Source organism: Mesorhizobium loti, assembly GCF_003148495.1.
Classification (GTDB): Bacteria; Pseudomonadota; Alphaproteobacteria; order Rhizobiales; family Rhizobiaceae; genus Mesorhizobium; species Mesorhizobium loti.
This window is the reverse complement of sequence record NZ_QGGH01000005.1, coordinates 307869-323427: the sequence shown is the minus strand read 5'-3', so window position 1 is coordinate 323427 and position 15559 is coordinate 307869. Positions and strand designations below refer to the sequence as shown.

Below are 15559 nucleotides of genomic sequence, written 5' to 3'. Positions count from 1 at the left end.
AAGTGGTATTTTTTTGGTATTGTTCTGGTATTGGAGGAACCGGGATGGCCGAAACGCGCACCGAAGCGCTTCACCAGAATGCCGAGGGGCTGGATATCCAGGCCCCGGACGCCATCCTTTCCTATTTGGCCGATGCGCAGATCGAAGCCGCAACGGTCGTGCGCCAAGCCATTCCATCCATTGCCAGGGCGGCCGAGATCATCGCCGGCAGGCTGAAGAGCGGCGGCAAGCTTGCCTACGCGGCGGCCGGCAGCTCCGGCCTGATGGCGCTGGCCGATGCACTTGAATTGCCCGGCACCTTCGGCATTCACCGCGACCGCATCGCCATCCTGATCGCCGGCGGCGACGAGGCCTTCCGGACACTGGCCGGCGGGCCGGAAGACGATACCGAAGAGGCCGCGGCTGCGGTCGCCAAGGCCGGTATCGGCAAGGGCGACTGCCTGATCGCCATTTCCGCCAGCGGCACGACGCCCTATGCGGTGCGGGCCATCGAGGAAGCCGCTCGCCGTGGTGCCGCCACCATAGGCATCGCCAACAACCGGGACTCTGCCCTGCTGCGCCAGGCGCAAACCGCCATTCTGCTCGAAACGCCGCCGGAGCTGATCGCCGGCTCGACCCGCATGGGCGCCGGCACCGCCCAGAAGATCGCGCTCAACATGCTGTCGACGCTGACCGCGGTCCATCTCGGCCATGTCCATGACGGCTACATGGTCAATCTGATGGCCGACAACATCAAGCTGCGCGACCGCGCGGCGCGCATCGTCGCCGCCGTCAGCGGGCGTGGCACGGACGAAGCGGCCCGCCTGCTCGAGAAGAGCGGCGGCGCGGTCAAGACCGCCATTCTGCTTGCCGCCGGCGCCGACAGCGCCGATGCGGCGCAGAAGATACTGGAAGAGACCGGCCAGAAGCTGCGGCCGGCCCTTTCCGCGATCGAGGGGAGCAAGGGGCGCACTGCCTCCGTTCTCATCAAAACCGAACCTGAAAAAGGTCAACAGGGAGACTGAGCATGACAACGAAACTACTGACGGCACTGCTTTTGGGCACCAGCATTCTCGGCTCGGCCGGGGTGGCTTCTGCCGCAGACGTAACGCTCAACATCGAAAGCTGGCGCGGTGACGACCTTGCCATCTGGAAGGACAAGCTGATCCCGGCTTTCGAAGCCAAGAACCCGGGCATCAAGGTGGTGTTCGCGCCGTCGGCGCCGACCGAATATGACGCCGCGCTCGGCGCCAAGCTTGCCGCCGGCTCGGCGGGCGACCTGATCACCTGCCGCCCCTTCGACAAGTCGCTTGAACTGTTCAAGAAGGGCAACCTCGCCGACCTGTCGGCGCTGCCCGGCATGGAGAACTTCTCTCCGGTGGCCAAATCCGCCTGGCAGACCGACGACGGCAAGGCGAGCTTCTGCGTGCCGATGGCCTCGGTCATCCACGGCTTCATCTACAACAAGGACGCCTTCGACAAGCTCGGCATCAAGGTGCCGGAGACCCGCGACGAATTCTTCGCCGCGCTCGACAAGATCAAGGCCGACGGCACCTACATCCCGATGGCGATGGGCACCAAGGATCTCTGGGAAGCCGCGACCATGGGCTACCAGAACATCGGCCCGAACTACTGGAAGGGCGAGGACGGCCGCGCGGCGCTGATCAAGGGCGATCAGAAGCTGACCGACAAGGACTGGGTCGCGCCGTATGAGGAACTGGCAAAGTGGAAGCCTTATCTCGGCGACGGCTTTGAAGCCCAGACCTATCCGGACAGCCAGAACCTGTTCACGCTCGGCCGCGCCGCCATCTACCCGGCCGGCTCATGGGAAATCGGCCTTTTCAACACCCAGGCCCAGTTCAAGATGGGCGCCTTCCCGCCGCCGGTCGAGAAGGCCGGCGACACCTGCTACATCTCCGACCATACCGATATCGGCATGGGCCTGAATGCGGCTTCGAAGAACGCCGATGCGGCCAAGACCTTCCTGTCCTGGGTCGCCTCGCCGGACTTCGCCACCATCTACGCCAACGCGCTGCCGGGCTTCTTCAGCCTGAACTCCGCACCGGTGAAGATGGAAGACCCGCTGGCGCAGGAATTCGTCTCCTGGCGCGGCAAGTGCAAGTCGACGATCCGCTCGACCTACCAGATCCTGTCGCGCGGCACGCCGAACCTCGAAAACGAGACCTGGGTTGAATCGGCCAACGTCATCAACGGCACCGATACGCCGGAAGCTGCCGCCAAGAAGCTGCAGACCGGTCTCGACAGCTGGTACAAGCCGGCCAAGTAAGCGCTCAGGCAACGGAGCCGGCCGGGCGCAGGCCTGGCCGGTTCCGGACTACCTCATTCAGAGTGCGCCTATTCAGATTGCGATTGTCGGCACCGCCTCCCGGCCTTACCCTCCTTTTGTGGGGAAAGGCTAGCTGATCAGTCGCAGGCCTTTGTTCTTGCCACACCGGGCAAGAACGTTCGGGCCGTGCATCGAGGCATCATCTAGATCGATACCCTTTGGAACCGAGAGACGGCGGGGACCGAACTCATGGCCGCAGATATCAGACCGAAAAGACCGTTCCGCTGGCATATCGGCGTCTTTCTGGCGCCGGCAGTGCTCGTCTATACGGCGATCATGATCCTGCCGCTCGCCGGCACGCTGCAGCTGTCGCTGTTCCGCAACATCGAGCAGCATCAGGTCTTCGTCGGGCTGGAAAACTTCCGCATGCTGTTCGGCGATCCCAACTGGTCGGTGGGTTTCTGGAACGCGCTCAGGAACAACACCTGGTTCTTCATCATCCACATGCTGGTGCAGAACCCGATCGGCGTCATGCTGGCCGCCCTGCTGTCCAGCCCGAAACTGAGGTTCGCGGCCTTCTACCGCACGGCGATCTTCGTGCCGACCATCCTGTCCTTCGTCATCGTCGGTTTCGCCTGGAAGCTGATCCTGTCGCCATTATGGGGCGTGGCGCCGCATCTGATGGATCTCGTCGGCTTGAAAAGCCTCTTCACGCCGTGGCTCGGCAAGGAGCAATATGCGCTGACCGCGCTCAGCCTGATCTCAGTTTGGCAGTTCGTCGGCATCCCGATGATGCTGATCTACGCAGCCTTGCTGTCGATCCCCGAAGAGGTAATCGAGGCCGCCGAATGCGACGGGATCACCGGCCTGTCGCAGTTCTGGAAGATCAAGCTGCCGCTGATACTGCCGTCGATCGGCATCATCTCGATCCTCACCTTCGTCGGTAATTTCAACGCCTTCGACCTGATCTACACCGCGCAAGGGGCGCTCGCCGGGCCGAACTATTCCACGGATATCCTCGGCACCTTCCTCTACCGCGCCTTCTTCGGCTTCCAGCTGCAGGTCGGCGATCCCAATATGGGTGCGGCGATCGCCACGATGATGTTCCTGATCATCCTCGGCGGCGTCTGCGTCTATCTCTTCCTCGTGCAGACGCGCCTGCGTCGCTACCAGTTCTGAGGGGCAAGAGATGAGCATCGCCACCCGTTCCGTGCCCCGCACCATCGGCGCCCATGCGATCCTGCTGACCTATACGGTGATCGCACTGTTTCCGGTGATCCTGGTGATCATGAATTCGTTCAAGTCTCGCGCCGGCATCTTCGGCGCGCCGCTGACGCCGCCGACGCCCAAGACCTTCGACCTGATCGGCTACACGACCGTCATCGGCCAGGGCGATTTCATCCACTATTTCCAGAACAGCCTCGTCGTCACCGTCGCCTCGCTGTTCTTCGTGCTGTTGTTCGGCGCCATGGCAGCCTTCGCCCTGTCGGAATACCGCTTTCGCGGCAACTCGCTGATGGGCCTCTATCTGGCGCTCGGCATCATGATCCCGATCCGGCTGGGCACCGTCGCCATCCTGCAGTTGATGGTGGCGAGCGGGCTGGTCAACACGCTGACGGCGCTGATCCTGGTCTACACCGCGCAAGGCCTGCCGCTTGCCGTCTTCATCCTGTCGGAATTCATGAAGCAAGTGTCCGACGATCTGAAGAATGCCGGCCGCATCGACGGCCTGTCCGAATACACCATCTTCTTCCGGCTGGTGCTGCCGCTGGTGCGGCCATCGATGGCGACGGTCGCCGTCTTCACCATGATCCCGATCTGGAACGATCTGTGGTTCCCGCTGATCCTGGCGCCGTCGGAAGAAACCAAGACGGTGACGCTCGGCGCGCAGCTCTTCCTCGGCCAGTTCGTCACCAACTGGAACGCCATCCTGGCGGCGCTCTCGCTGGCGATCATGCCGGTGCTGATCCTCTACGTCATCTTCTCGCGGCAACTGATCCGCGGCATCACCTCCGGAGCCGTCAAGTGAGTTCGCAGGCACCTCTTCGCGTCGTCGTCGCCGGCCTTGGCAATATGGGCCGCAGCCATGCGCTGGCCTATCACAGCAATCCGGGCTTCGAGATCGCGGCGCTGATCAACCGCTCCGACGTGCCGTTGCCGGACGGGCTGTCGGGCTACGGCATCAGGCGCTCCTTCGATGACGCCTTGCGCGAAGAAAAGCCCGATGTCGCCTGCATCGCCACCTATTCCGACAGCCATGCCGACTATGCGGTTAGGGCGTTCGAGGCTGGCTGCCATGTCTTCGTCGAAAAGCCGCTGGCAACGACGGTGGCCGATGCCAAGCGTGTCGTCGCGGCGGCCAAAGCCAATGGCAAGAAACTGGTGATCGGCTACATCCTGCGCCATCACCCATCCTGGATCAGGCTGATCGCCGAAGCACGCAAGCTCGGCGGCCCCTACGTCTTCCGCATGAACCTCAACCAGCAATCCTCGGGCCATACCTGGGAGACGCACAAGCAGTTGATGCAGACGACGTCGCCGATCGTCGACTGCGGCGTGCACTATCTCGACGTCATGCTGCAGATCACCGACGCCAAACCGGTCGAGGTGCGCGGCATGGGCGTGCGGCTGACAGAGGAGGTGGCGCCCTCCATGTACAATTACGGCCACCTGCAGGTGCTGTTCGATGACGGTTCCGTCGGCTGGTACGAAGCAGGCTGGGGGCCGATGATTTCGGAAACCGCCTTCTTCGTGAAGGACGTGATTTCGCCGAATGGCTGCGTGTCGATCGTCATGAAGGAAGGCGTCAAGTCCGACGACATCGACACCCACACCAAGACCTCGACCATACGCCTGCACAGTGCCGCGACCGGCGCGGACGGCAAGTTCGTCAAGTCGGACGAAATGCTGTCGATGGAAGGCGAACCAGGCCACCAGGACCTTTGCGACCTCGAACAGGCCTTTGTGCTGAAGGCGATCCGCGAGGATCTCGATCTCACCAAACACATGGACGACGCGGTCAAATCGCTCGCCGTCTGCCTTGCCGCCGACGAGAGCGTGCGCAGTGGCGCCGCTGTGAAACTCTAGAACAGGGACGAAGCCGTGGGCTCGCTGAACATCGAGAACGTGAAGAAGGCCTTCGGGCCGGTCGAGGTGCTGAAGGGCATCAACCTCGAAGTGAACGACGGCGAATTCGTCGTCTTCGTCGGCCCGTCCGGCTGCGGCAAGTCGACCTTGCTCAGGGTCATTGCCGGACTGGAGGATTCGACCTCGGGCCGCGTCGTCATCGACGGCGAGGACGTTTCCGCCACCCCACCGGCCAAGCGCGGAATCGCCATGGTGTTCCAGACCTATGCGCTCTACCCGCATCTGACGGTGAAGAACAATATGGGCCTCGGCCTCAAGCAGGCCGGCACGCCGGCGGCCGAGATCGAGCGGCGCATCGGCATCGCCTCATCGATGCTGTCGCTGGAACCCTATCTCGAAAGGCGGCCGGCCGAGCTCTCCGGCGGCCAGCGCCAGCGCGTCGCCATCGGCCGCGCCGTGGTGCGCGAGCCCAAGCTTTTTCTGTTCGACGAACCGTTGTCGAATCTCGATGCGGCTCTGCGCGTCAACACGCGGCTGGAGATCGCACAGCTGCACCGCCGGCTGAAGGCGACAATGATCTACGTCACCCACGACCAGGTCGAGGCGATGACACTGGCCGACAAGATCGTCGTGCTCAACGCCGGCCGGATCGAGCAGATCGGCGGCCCGATGGAACTCTACAATTCGCCTGCAAATGAGTTCGTCGCCGGCTTCATCGGCTCGCCGAAGATGAACTTTGTCGATGGCGCCCGGCTTGGTGAGACGGCGAAGACCATCGGCGTGCGGCCGGAGCACCTGACCGTCGATCCGAAGTCAGGCGCCTGGAAGGGAACGGTCGTTCATGCCGAGCATCTCGGCGCCGACACCAATCTCTATCTCGATTGCGAGAAGGCCGGGCTGATCACCGTGCGGATTTTCGGTGTCTATGATGCCGAACCGGGCGCCACACTCTATGCGACGCCGGATCCGGCCAAGACTTATCGGTTTGGGGTTGATGGGAAGGTGCTGAAGTAGGGGCTGACGGCGCAGCCCCCTCACCCAGCCTCCGCTTCGCTCGGCTGACCTCTCCCCGAGGGGAGAGGAGATTGTCAGCGCCACCGCTCACCTCTTCTCCCCTGCGGGGAGAAGGTGGCCGCGAAGCGGCCGGATGAGGGGGCAGCGCAACCTTGCAGATCTACAAATCAGCCTTGAACGTCTGCTTCTGCTGGCCCAGGCCCTCGATGCCCAGCTCCACCACATCGCCGGCCTTCAAGAACACCGGCGGCTTCATGCCGAGGCCAACGCCGGGCGGCGTGCCGGTGGAGATGATGTCGCCGGGGTGCAGCGACATGAACTGGCTGAGATAGGACACCAGATACTTGACGCCATAGACCATGGTCTTGGTCGAGCCGTTCTGCATCGTCTTGCCGTTGACGGTCAGCCACATCTTGAGGTTCTGCGGATCGGCGACCTCGTCCTTGGTCACCAGCCATGGGCCGGTCGGGCCGAAGGTGTCGCAGGACTTGCCCTTGGTCCACTGGCCTTGCCGCTCAGCCTGGAAGGCGCGTTCGGAGACGTCGTGGGCGACGCAATAGCCGGCGACATAATCGAGCGCATCGGCCTCGCTGACATATTTGGCTTTTCTGCCGATGACCACGGCCAGTTCGACTTCCCAGTCGGTCTTCACCGAGCCGCGCGGGATCAGCACGTCGTCATCCGGCCCGACAATGGCCGAGCTTGCCTTCATGAAGATGATTGGCTCGGGCGGCACGGTGGCGCCGGTTTCGGCGGCATGGTCGGAATAGTTGAGGCCGATGCAGATGAACTTGCCGGTGCCGGCAACGCAGGCACCAAGGCGCGGGCTGCCGGAAACCGCCGGCAGCGACTTCGGATCGAGCTTGGCTAGTGCCGCCAGCGATGCCGGATCGAGCGCCTTGCCGCCGATGTCAGTGATATGGTCAGTGAGATCACGGATCGTTCCATCCGCATCGAGCAGGCCGGGGCGTTCGCTCCCGACCTCGCCATAGCGCAGCAGCTTCATGTCATGCTCTCCTCAGTCAGATTGGTTCAGATCGACCAGCCGCCGTCGATATTATAGGCCTGTCCGGACGTATAGGTGGCGCCGGCCAGATAGACGGCGAGATCGGCGATTTCCTCCGGCGTGCCGAGCCGGCCCATCGGCTGGCGGGCGATGAAGGCGGCGCGGGCGGCATCGTAGTCGCCCTGCGCGTGCATGCGGTCCTGCAGCGACGGGCTCTCGACCGTGCCGGGGCAGATGGCGTTGCAGCGTATGCCCTTGCCGACATAGTCGGCGGCGATCGCCTTGGTCAGGCCGATGACGGCGGCCTTGGTCAGACCGTAGACGAAGCGGTTGGGCACGCCCTTGGTCGAGCTGGCCAGCGAGGCCATGTTGATGATCGATCCGTCGCCGCGTTCCAACATGCCGGGCAGCACGGCGCGGCTGGTGCGGATCATGGCGCGGACATTGAGGTTCAGCGCGAAATCGAGATCGGCGTCCTTCATCTCGAGGATCGAGCCGGAATGGACGAAACCGGCGCAATTGAACAGCACGTCGACGACACCGATCTCGGCAAAGGCGGCATTGACGGCCTCGTCGTTGAGCACGTCCAGCTTGCGGGCCTTGATTCCTGGCGTCTTGGCGAGCTCAGCGAGAAGCGTCTCGTTGATGTCGGTGGCGTGGACCACGGCACCTGCCTTGGCGAAGGCCAGCGCGCTCGCCTTGCCGATGCCTTGTGCCGCTGCCGTGACGACAACGACCTTGCCTGCCAGATCCGCCATGCTGTTCTCCTCTAGGGATCGTCCGGGTTTATCGGCAGTCGGCCAGGGCGTCATGGGCCAGTCGGACGCCATTATGCGGCCTGCGCGCCTGTCAGCCCACAGATAAAGATGTTTTTTCTCGTTAAAGAACATGCATCCGGGCGTCAAGCCCGAACACGATCACCGCCGTGGCTGCAGCGTCAAAACGCCCTGCGGCTTGTTGGGTAGGAACGGCTCGATTCTCATGCTGAGCCTGAATCACTTCCTCGTGCCCAAGATAGGAGGTCGAAGGTCTTACAGCTCGTCGTCACTATCGTCCCGAATGACGCTACCTAACTGACCTTGCAACTGCCGCAGCACTTGCACAACCAGCTCGTCCTGATCGAAGTGGCGGCCGCTCATATCCACCTGGATGTAGGAGGTTCCATCATCGCAGGCTGCTACGCTGAGGTACGCGACCGGGTCCTTGTCGCCCGCATTCAGCAACCACGGATCGACCTGATGCGGGAGCAACTTTGACAGCTCGCTTCGAACAAACGGCACTTCGCCAAGCCTCTCCAGAAAATAGCTCTTCATCGATCCCTCACACTCCGGAAGACACCTTCACGAGCTAGTCGCCATAAGGCACCCAGACGTTCTTGACCTCGACGGCGCGACGCAGGAAAGCGTCGCCGGCAGCCTCGTCGGAGGCCCAGTCGAGGCTGCGGCCGTTGCCGCTCCAGACCCGCTTGAGGTTGCCGATGGACTCGGCTTCCGCCTTGGCGCAGGTCTCGGCATCGGCGAACACCCAGAGTCCGTCGACATCGTCATGCTTGGCCAGCACGCCGGCAAGTTCGGCCGTGCGGCCGGTGACGATGTTGATGGCGCCAGCGGGAACGTCGGAATATTCGATGACCTGATAGAGATCGGTCGCCAGCAGCGGATAGCGCTCGGACGGCACCGCTACCACCGTGTTGCCCATCGCGAGCGCGGGTGCGATCAGCGAGATCAGGCCGAGCAGCGGCGAGGTATCAGGCGCGACGATGCCGACGACGCCGACCGGCTCGTGCAGTGCCAGTGTCACGGCACGCGCCGGTGGCTGATGCACCCGGCCCTCGAACTTGTCGGCAAGGCCGGCATAGAGGAACAGCCGCTCGATAGTTTGGTCTACTTCTTCCCGCGCGGCCTTGGGCGAAGCGCCGGTCAGCTCGGTGAGGCGAGCGGCGAATTCGCCGGCGCGGCCGGAAAGGTTTTCGGCCAGATAGTAAAGCACCTGACTGCGGTTATAGGCGGTCGCCTCCGGCCACGCTTTGCAGGCGCGGGCTGCGGAGACGGCATCGCGGATATCCTTGCGGCTGCCGAGACCAACTTCGCCGGCAAGCTTGCCCTTGGCGGTGGCGATGGCAATCGAATAATTGCCGTCCGGGCGCACCTGCTTGCCGCCGATGAACAGCTTTGCCGTGCGGTCGATTGCCGAGCCGTCGGCCTGCTCGACTGGCTGTGCGGAGAGCGTCGCCGGCTTGATGACCGGGCCGAGCGGCAGTTTCGCCGCGAGATATTCGAACATGCCTTCACGACCGCCTTCGCGGCCGAAACCGCTCTCGCGGTAGCCGCCGAAGCCACAGGCGGCGTCGAACATGTTGGTGCCGTTGACCCAGACGACGCCAGCCTTGAGCTGCGGCGCAACGTGCAGGGCCAGATTGACATTTTCGCTCCACACCGAGGCGGCCAGCCCATAGCGCGTGTTGTTGGCAAGCTCGATCGCTTCCTCGGTGTTGCGGAAGGTCATGGTCGCCAAAACCGGACCGAACACTTCTTCCTGTGCGAGAATGTTGGCCGGCGAAACTCCGGTGGCGAGCGTCGGCAGATGGTAGTAGCCGGAGGACGGCAGCGCCGCATCCGGCTGCCAGCAGACGGCGCCTTGTTTGGCGCCTTCGGCGACCAGGCCCTTGACCCGGTCGAGCTGTGTCAAGTCGACCAGCGGGCCGATATCGGTGTTCTTGTCGAGCGGACTGCCGACGCGCAGCCGGCTCATCCGCGTCTTGACCTTGGCAATGAGGGCATCGGCGATGCCTTCCTGCACCAAAAGCCGCGAGCCGGCGCAGCACACCTGACCCTGGTTGAACCAGATGCCGTCGACCAGTCCCTCAACCGCGCTATCGAGATCGGCATCCTCGAAGATGATGAAAGCCGATTTGCCGCCGAGCTCCAGCGACAGTTTTTTCCCGGACCCCGCCGTGGCTTTCCGGATGATCTTGCCGACCTCGGAAGAACCGGTGAAGGCGATCTTCTGGATGCCGGGATGGTTGACGATGGCCACGCCCGCTTCCGGGCCGCCCTGGACGATGTTGACGACGCCTTTCGGCACGCCGGCACGCTCGCAAATCTCGGCGAACAGGATCGATGTCAGAGGCGTGAATTCGGCCGGCTTCAGCACCACGGTGCAGCCGGCGGCGAGCGCCGGCGCAATCTTCCAGGCCAGCATCAGCAGCGGAAAATTCCACGGGATGATCTGGCCGACGACGCCGACACCCTTCTGGCCGGGGAAATCCCTGTCCAGCGCCTGCGCCCAGCCGGCATGATAGATGAAATGGCGGATCGCCAGCGGCACGTCGATGTCGCGGCTTTCACGGATCGGCTTGCCATTGTCGATGGTCTCAAGCACCGCGAACAGGCGCTGATGCCGCTGCATGGCGCGGCCGATGGCATAAAGCACTTTCGCCCTGACGTAGCCCGAACTGGCGCTCCATTTCGGCAGCGCCTTGGTGGCCGCCGCAACTGCCGCGTCGATGTCCGCGGCATTGGCGTCCGAGACCTTGGCCAGCAGCTTGCCGGAAGACGGCTCGCTGGTCTCGAAGGTCTTGCCGCCGGAAGCGGCTTTCCAGTCGCCGCCGATGAACAGCGCCTTGGAAAAGTCGCGCGCGGCAAGCCACGCATCGGCCTCGTTGCGGGCTTCCGGCGCCGGGCCGTACTCCATGGCGTGATAGCGATCGAGGATGTTCATCAGGTGCCTCCTTCACCCTCCCGCCTGGGAGGGTCGATCGGCAAAGCCGATCGGGGTGGGGGTGGTGCGCTCAAGCCATCGCGTGGCGATGATTGGCCGAATAGTGTCCGGTCAGATGGTGCTCGAGCTGGCGCTCGATGTCGGTCAGAAGGCTCGAAGCGCCGAACCGGAACAGCTCCGGCTCCAGCCACGGCCGGCCGAGTTCTTCCTTCATCAGCACCAGCCAGTCGAGCGAGGCCTTGGCCGTCGAAATGCCGCCGGCCGGCTTGAAGCCGATGAGATAGCCGGTTTCCTCGAAATAGGCCCTGATGGCGCGCACCATGGCGAGGCCGACGGGCAGCGTCGCGTTGACGCTTTCCTTGCCGGTCGAGGTCTTGATGAAGTCGGCGCCCGCCATCATCGCCACCATCGAGGCCAGCATGACATTGCGCAGCGTGGCCAGGTCGCCGGTGCCGAGGATGACCTTCAGATGCGCGTCACCGCAGGCAGCCCGCATCGAGACGATCTCATTGTAGAGCTCCCGCCACTTGGCGCCGAACACCAGGCCGCGCGGAATGACGACGTCGATCTCGTCGGCGCCGTCGCGGACCGAGGCTTCGATTTCCTGCAGACGGGTGGACAGCGGCGCAAGGCCATGCGGAAAGGCGGTGGATACGGCGGCGACGTGGATGCCGGTGCCGCGCACGGCGTCGACGGCGGTGGCGACGAAGGGATGGTAGACGCAGACGGCCGCCGGCCGGATGGTTTCACCCGCAATGCCGAGACCCTCGACAATGTCGCGGCGAAACGGGTTGATCGCCTTGGCGCAGAGCCGGCGCACGCGTTCCTCGGTGTCGTTGGAATTCAGCGTCGTCAGATCCATGCAGGCGACGGCCTTTAGCAACCAGGCCGCCTGGTTGTCAGCCTTGATCGAGCGCCGCTTGGTCAGGCTGGCGACGCGCCGTTCCAGCGCCGAGCGATTGACGCTGCGCACCGATTCCATGAAGCCGAGGTCGAGCTTCATGCCTGGATTGCGCGCAATACGATGGTCGTGCGGGACGGGGGTGTTGGCGGCGGCGCGCGCCGGCAGCGGCGTCACCTTGGACGAGCCGACATCGGCTTCGCGGATTGTGCTGCTCATCTCCTGCCCTTTCATTCGGCGACGTGCGCTTATGTCTTGGTGCGCATCGTCTTCCCAAAACCGCTCGACACTTTGGGCGACACGCACGAAGATAGCCCGTGAATTCACGCTTCACGAGTCCTTAGGGCGCTCATAGCTGAAAAAGGCTGCGAAAGCAGCTAGTTTTTGACCGAAAGGTCAAAATGCGGATATGAAAGTGTCGACGCTCGGCTCAGCCGACGAAGGCGCGCTCGACCACAAAAGTCGCCGGATGGCTCAGCGAGCCTTCGACGAAACCGAGGCTTTCGGCCAGTTCCTTGACGTCCTTCAGCATATGCATCGAGCCGCAGATCATGATGCGGTCGGTTTCCGGGTTGAGCTTGTCGATGCCGAGATCGCTGTAGAACTTGCCGGAGCCGATCAGCGCGGTGATGCGGCCCATGCAGGCCGACTCTTCGCGGGTCGTCGAATTGTAGAGCGTGACGCGCCCAGTGGTCAGTTCGCCGATCAGCGGGTCGCTTTCCAGCGCCGCCACCAGCTCCTGGCCGTAGATCAGCTCGGCATTGTCGCGGCAGGTATGGGTCAGGATCAGCTGATCGAATTTCTCGTAGGTGTCGGGGTCGCGCAGCAGGCTGGCGAAGGGCGCGATGCCGGTGCCGGTCGAGATCATGAACAGCCGCTTGGCCGGGGTCAGCGCGTCGACCACCAGCGTGCCGGTCGACTTCTGGCGCATGATGACCGTGTCGCCGAGCTGGATCTTCTGCAGTTCCGAGGTCAACGGGCCGTCCGGCACCTTGATCGAGAAGAATTCCAGCTCTTCGTCCCAGGCCGGGCTCGCCACCGAGTAGGCGCGGTACACCGGCTTCTCGGCATTGGGCAGGCCGATCATGACGAACTCGCCGGAGCGGAAGCGCAGCGACTGCGGACGGGTGATGCGGAACGAGAACAGCCGGTCGGTATAGTGCTTCACCGAGACGACGGTCTCGGCATAGACGTTGGCCGGAATCGGGAATTGCAGCGGGCGGGCGCCGACGGTGTTGAGAGCGGATGTGGTGTTCATCAAATCCAACCTTCTGGCCCAAACTCACGGACGCGGGCGCCAAACCTTCACCTGCGCGCCCGAACCATTCAGGTTCCGGCGTGCTGTTCGCACACTCCAAAGCGGTAAGCTCTTGTGTCGGGAATTTATTAGTATACAAACGATATTTGCGTCAAGATGCTACCGTAAAACACCTTTCCAAACTGACACATATCCGTAGTCCGGGCATTTCGGGTTTCGACGATGAAAGAGAATATTTCGGCGCAAGCGCGCGATTCCCTGGGAAATGTCGTCGCCGGTATCGATGTCGGCGGCACCTTCACCGACCTACTCCTGATCGACGGACGCGACGGCGGCAGGGTGCATATCGCCAAGACTCCGACCACGGTCGACAACCAGGCTTTCGGCGTCGTTTCGGCACTCGGCGCCACCGGATTTCCGATCGACGGCATCGATCTCATCGTGCATGGCACGACCACCACCACCAATGCGGTGCTAGAGCGCCGGCTGGCGAAAACCGGCATGATCACCACGCGCGGCTTTCGCGACGTGATCGAGCTTGGCCGGCGCACACGGCCGCAGGCCTATGGCATGACCGGCAGCTTCGTGCCGATCATCCCGCGTAATCTCAGGCTTGAAGTGTCGGAGCGTGTCGAGGCGTCCGGTGCGATCCGTACGCCGCTCGACGAGGCCGAGATGCGCGAGGCTGTGCAGACGCTGATCGCGGCCGGCTGCGAATCCCTCGTCATCCATTTCCTGCATTCCTACGCCAACCCGGCGCATGAGCGGCGTGCCGCCGAAATCGCCGCCGAATTCTGGCCGAACAGCTACATCACGGCAGGCCACGCACTGCTGTCGGAAGCACGCGAATTCGAGCGCGGCGTCACCGCTTCGGTCAACGCCTCCGTGCAGCCGATCCTCGAGCGCTATGTCGAGCGGCTGCGCAAGGAGCTGGCTGCAAAAGGCTATGCACGCGACTTCCTGATCATGAACGGCAATGGCGGCATGATCTCGGCCCGCTTCGTCACACGTGAATCGGCCAAGACGGTCATGTCCGGTCCGGCCTCGGGCGTCATCGCCGCCGCCTATACCGGAAAACGCGCCGGCTTCGAAAACCTCGTCACGTACGACATGGGCGGCACTTCGACCGACGTGGCGCTGATCCGCAATGCCGAGCCGGCGGTGTCGAACGAGATCGAGATCGAATATGCGATGCCGATCCACGTGCCGATGGTGGCGGTGCACACGGTCGGCGCCGGCGGCGGCTCGATCGCCCGTGTCGACGCGGCCGGCCTGATCCAGATCGGTCCGGAAAGTGCCGGCGCCAACCCCGGCCCGATCTGCTACGGGCGCGGCGGCCTCGAGCCGACCATCACCGACGCCAATCTTGTGCTCGGCCGGCTGGCGCCGAAGAAATTGCTGGCGGTCGAAAACCCGGTCACATCAGAGCGCGTCACCGGCATCTTCGAGGAGAAGATCGGCAGGGCCACCGGCCTGTCCGGTGTCGAGGCAGCCGGGGCCGTGCTGCGGCTCGGCAACATGAAGATGGCCGGCGCCATCCGCATGGTCTCGGTGTCGCGTGGTCACGATCCCAGAGATTTCGCGCTGTTTGCCTTTGGCGGCGCTGGCCCGCTGCACGCAACGGCGCTGGCGCGCGAACTCGGCCTGCCCCGGGTGCTGGTGCCGGCGCGTCCCGGCATCACCAACGCACTCGGCTGCGTCGTCGCCGACTTGCGCCACGACTTCGTCAACACCATCAACCAGCCGGTGGCGGTGCTCGACGAAACCCAACTTCACGGAGTGTTGGAACGGCACCGAAACGAAGGTGAAGAGCTGATCGGCAAAGAAGCGGTGAAGCCGGAGACGATCCGCGTCACCCACTCCGCCGACATGCAGTTCGTCGGCCAGACCCACATCATCAACGTGCCATTGCCGTCGTCATCGGTGACGCGGGCAACACTGCAGCAGCTTTTCGAAAAGGCCTATTTCGCCCGCTTCAAGGTCGAGCTGCCGGAAATCCGGGCCAATCTCGTCAACCTCAACACCTCGGTCACCGGTGTGCGTCCGGCAATCGATCTTTCCCGGCTGATCGACCCGGCTGGGCGCGCTACAACGCTTGACGAGGCGCGGCGCGAAATCCGGCCGGTCTGGTATGGCGGACGCTGGCACGACACGCCGGTATACGCACGCGAAAAACTGCCGCTCGACGCGGTCATCGAAGGACCGGCGATCCTCGAACAGATGGACGCCACCACCGTGCTCGAACCCGGCGACCGCGCGCGATCGGACGCCGACGGCAACATCATCATCGACATTGGCGAGGCCTGA

Annotated in this window: 13 protein-coding genes; 7 read left to right on the top strand and 6 right to left on the bottom strand. The window is 63.5% G+C overall.

Annotation, left to right across the window (positions count from 1 at the left end):
* Positions 1 to 44 precede the first annotated feature (44 nt).
* The 6 genes from C8D77_RS21365 (at position 45) to C8D77_RS21340 (ending at position 6367) form a co-directional block, all read left to right on the top strand.
* The gene (locus C8D77_RS21365; RefSeq protein WP_109667471.1) at positions 45 to 1004 is read left to right on the top strand and encodes an N-acetylmuramic acid 6-phosphate etherase; all 960 of its coding nucleotides are present in this window, start codon (positions 45 to 47) and stop codon (positions 1002 to 1004) included.
* Between the two features lie 2 nt (positions 1005 to 1006).
* Positions 1007 to 2266: an ABC transporter substrate-binding protein gene (locus C8D77_RS21360; RefSeq protein ID WP_109667467.1), complete on the top strand. Its 1260-nt coding sequence runs from the start codon at positions 1007 to 1009 to the stop codon at positions 2264 to 2266.
* A gap of 249 nt (positions 2267 to 2515) precedes the next feature.
* Positions 2516 to 3445: a carbohydrate ABC transporter permease gene (locus C8D77_RS21355; RefSeq protein WP_109667464.1), complete on the top strand. Its 930-nt coding sequence runs from the start codon at positions 2516 to 2518 to the stop codon at positions 3443 to 3445.
* 10 nt (positions 3446 to 3455) lie between these two features.
* Positions 3456 to 4295, top strand: a complete 840-nt coding sequence (locus tag C8D77_RS21350) for a carbohydrate ABC transporter permease (RefSeq protein ID WP_109667461.1) — start codon at positions 3456 to 3458, stop codon at positions 4293 to 4295.
* Positions 4292 to 5353, top strand: coding sequence for a Gfo/Idh/MocA family protein (locus C8D77_RS21345; protein ID WP_109667458.1), 1062 nt, complete (start codon positions 4292 to 4294; stop codon positions 5351 to 5353). The genes C8D77_RS21350 and C8D77_RS21345 overlap by 4 nt, the downstream gene beginning before the upstream one ends.
* 15 nt (positions 5354 to 5368) lie before the next feature.
* Positions 5369 to 6367, top strand: coding sequence for an ABC transporter ATP-binding protein (locus tag C8D77_RS21340; protein WP_109667455.1), 999 nt, complete (start codon positions 5369 to 5371; stop codon positions 6365 to 6367).
* Positions 6368 to 6527: 160 nt separating this feature from the next.
* On the opposite strand, the gene C8D77_RS21335 is transcribed toward C8D77_RS21340, so the two are convergent.
* The 6 genes from C8D77_RS21335 to C8D77_RS21310 all read right to left on the bottom strand — a co-directional run bounded on the left by C8D77_RS21335 (position 6528) and on the right by C8D77_RS21310 (position 13252).
* The gene (locus tag C8D77_RS21335) at positions 6528 to 7373 is read right to left on the bottom strand and encodes a fumarylacetoacetate hydrolase family protein (RefSeq protein ID WP_109667452.1); all 846 of its coding nucleotides are present in this window, start codon (positions 7371 to 7373) and stop codon (positions 6528 to 6530) included.
* A gap of 26 nt (positions 7374 to 7399) precedes the next feature.
* Entirely contained in the window at positions 7400 to 8131 is a 732-nt protein-coding gene (locus C8D77_RS21330; RefSeq protein ID WP_109667449.1) for an SDR family oxidoreductase, read from the bottom strand.
* 273 nt (positions 8132 to 8404) lie between these two features.
* The gene (locus C8D77_RS21325; protein ID WP_109667446.1) at positions 8405 to 8686 is read right to left on the bottom strand and encodes a hypothetical protein; all 282 of its coding nucleotides are present in this window, start codon (positions 8684 to 8686) and stop codon (positions 8405 to 8407) included.
* Positions 8687 to 8720: 34 nt separating this feature from the next.
* Positions 8721 to 11093, bottom strand: a complete 2373-nt coding sequence (locus tag C8D77_RS21320; protein ID WP_109667444.1) for an aldehyde dehydrogenase family protein — start codon at positions 11091 to 11093, stop codon at positions 8721 to 8723.
* Between the two features lie 70 nt (positions 11094 to 11163).
* The gene (deoC, locus tag C8D77_RS21315; RefSeq protein WP_109667781.1) at positions 11164 to 12213 is read right to left on the bottom strand and encodes a deoxyribose-phosphate aldolase; all 1050 of its coding nucleotides are present in this window, start codon (positions 12211 to 12213) and stop codon (positions 11164 to 11166) included.
* Between the two features lie 211 nt (positions 12214 to 12424).
* Positions 12425 to 13252, bottom strand: coding sequence for a ferredoxin--NADP reductase (locus C8D77_RS21310; protein ID WP_109667441.1), 828 nt, complete (start codon positions 13250 to 13252; stop codon positions 12425 to 12427).
* 222 nt (positions 13253 to 13474) lie between these two features.
* On the opposite strand from C8D77_RS21310, the gene C8D77_RS21305 reads away from it, so the two are divergent.
* Entirely contained in the window at positions 13475 to 15559 is a 2085-nt protein-coding gene (locus tag C8D77_RS21305; protein ID WP_109667439.1) for a hydantoinase/oxoprolinase family protein, read from the top strand.

Excerpts from the sequence above, each read along its gene's own strand:
- C8D77_RS21335 (WP_109667452.1), bottom strand. The coding sequence starts at position 7,373 with ATGAAGCTGCTGCGCTATGGCGAGGTCGGGAGCGAACGCCCCGGCCTG.
- C8D77_RS21365 (WP_109667471.1), top strand. The coding sequence starts at position 45 with ATGGCCGAAACGCGCACCGAAGCGCTTCACCAGAATGCCGAGGGGCTG.
- C8D77_RS21330 (WP_109667449.1), bottom strand. The coding sequence starts at position 8,131 with ATGGCGGATCTGGCAGGCAAGGTCGTTGTCGTCACGGCAGCGGCACAA.
- C8D77_RS21350 (WP_109667461.1), top strand. The coding sequence starts at position 3,456 with ATGAGCATCGCCACCCGTTCCGTGCCCCGCACCATCGGCGCCCATGCG.
- C8D77_RS21360 (WP_109667467.1), top strand. The coding sequence starts at position 1,007 with ATGACAACGAAACTACTGACGGCACTGCTTTTGGGCACCAGCATTCTC.
- C8D77_RS21320 (WP_109667444.1), bottom strand. The coding sequence starts at position 11,093 with ATGAACATCCTCGATCGCTATCACGCCATGGAGTACGGCCCGGCGCCG.
- C8D77_RS21325 (WP_109667446.1), bottom strand. The coding sequence starts at position 8,686 with ATGAAGAGCTATTTTCTGGAGAGGCTTGGCGAAGTGCCGTTTGTTCGA.
- C8D77_RS21305 (WP_109667439.1), top strand. The coding sequence starts at position 13,475 with ATGAAAGAGAATATTTCGGCGCAAGCGCGCGATTCCCTGGGAAATGTC.
- C8D77_RS21310 (WP_109667441.1), bottom strand. The coding sequence starts at position 13,252 with ATGAACACCACATCCGCTCTCAACACCGTCGGCGCCCGCCCGCTGCAA.
- C8D77_RS21355 (WP_109667464.1), top strand. The coding sequence starts at position 2,516 with ATGGCCGCAGATATCAGACCGAAAAGACCGTTCCGCTGGCATATCGGC.
- deoC (WP_109667781.1), bottom strand. The coding sequence starts at position 12,213 with ATGAGCAGCACAATCCGCGAAGCCGATGTCGGCTCGTCCAAGGTGACG.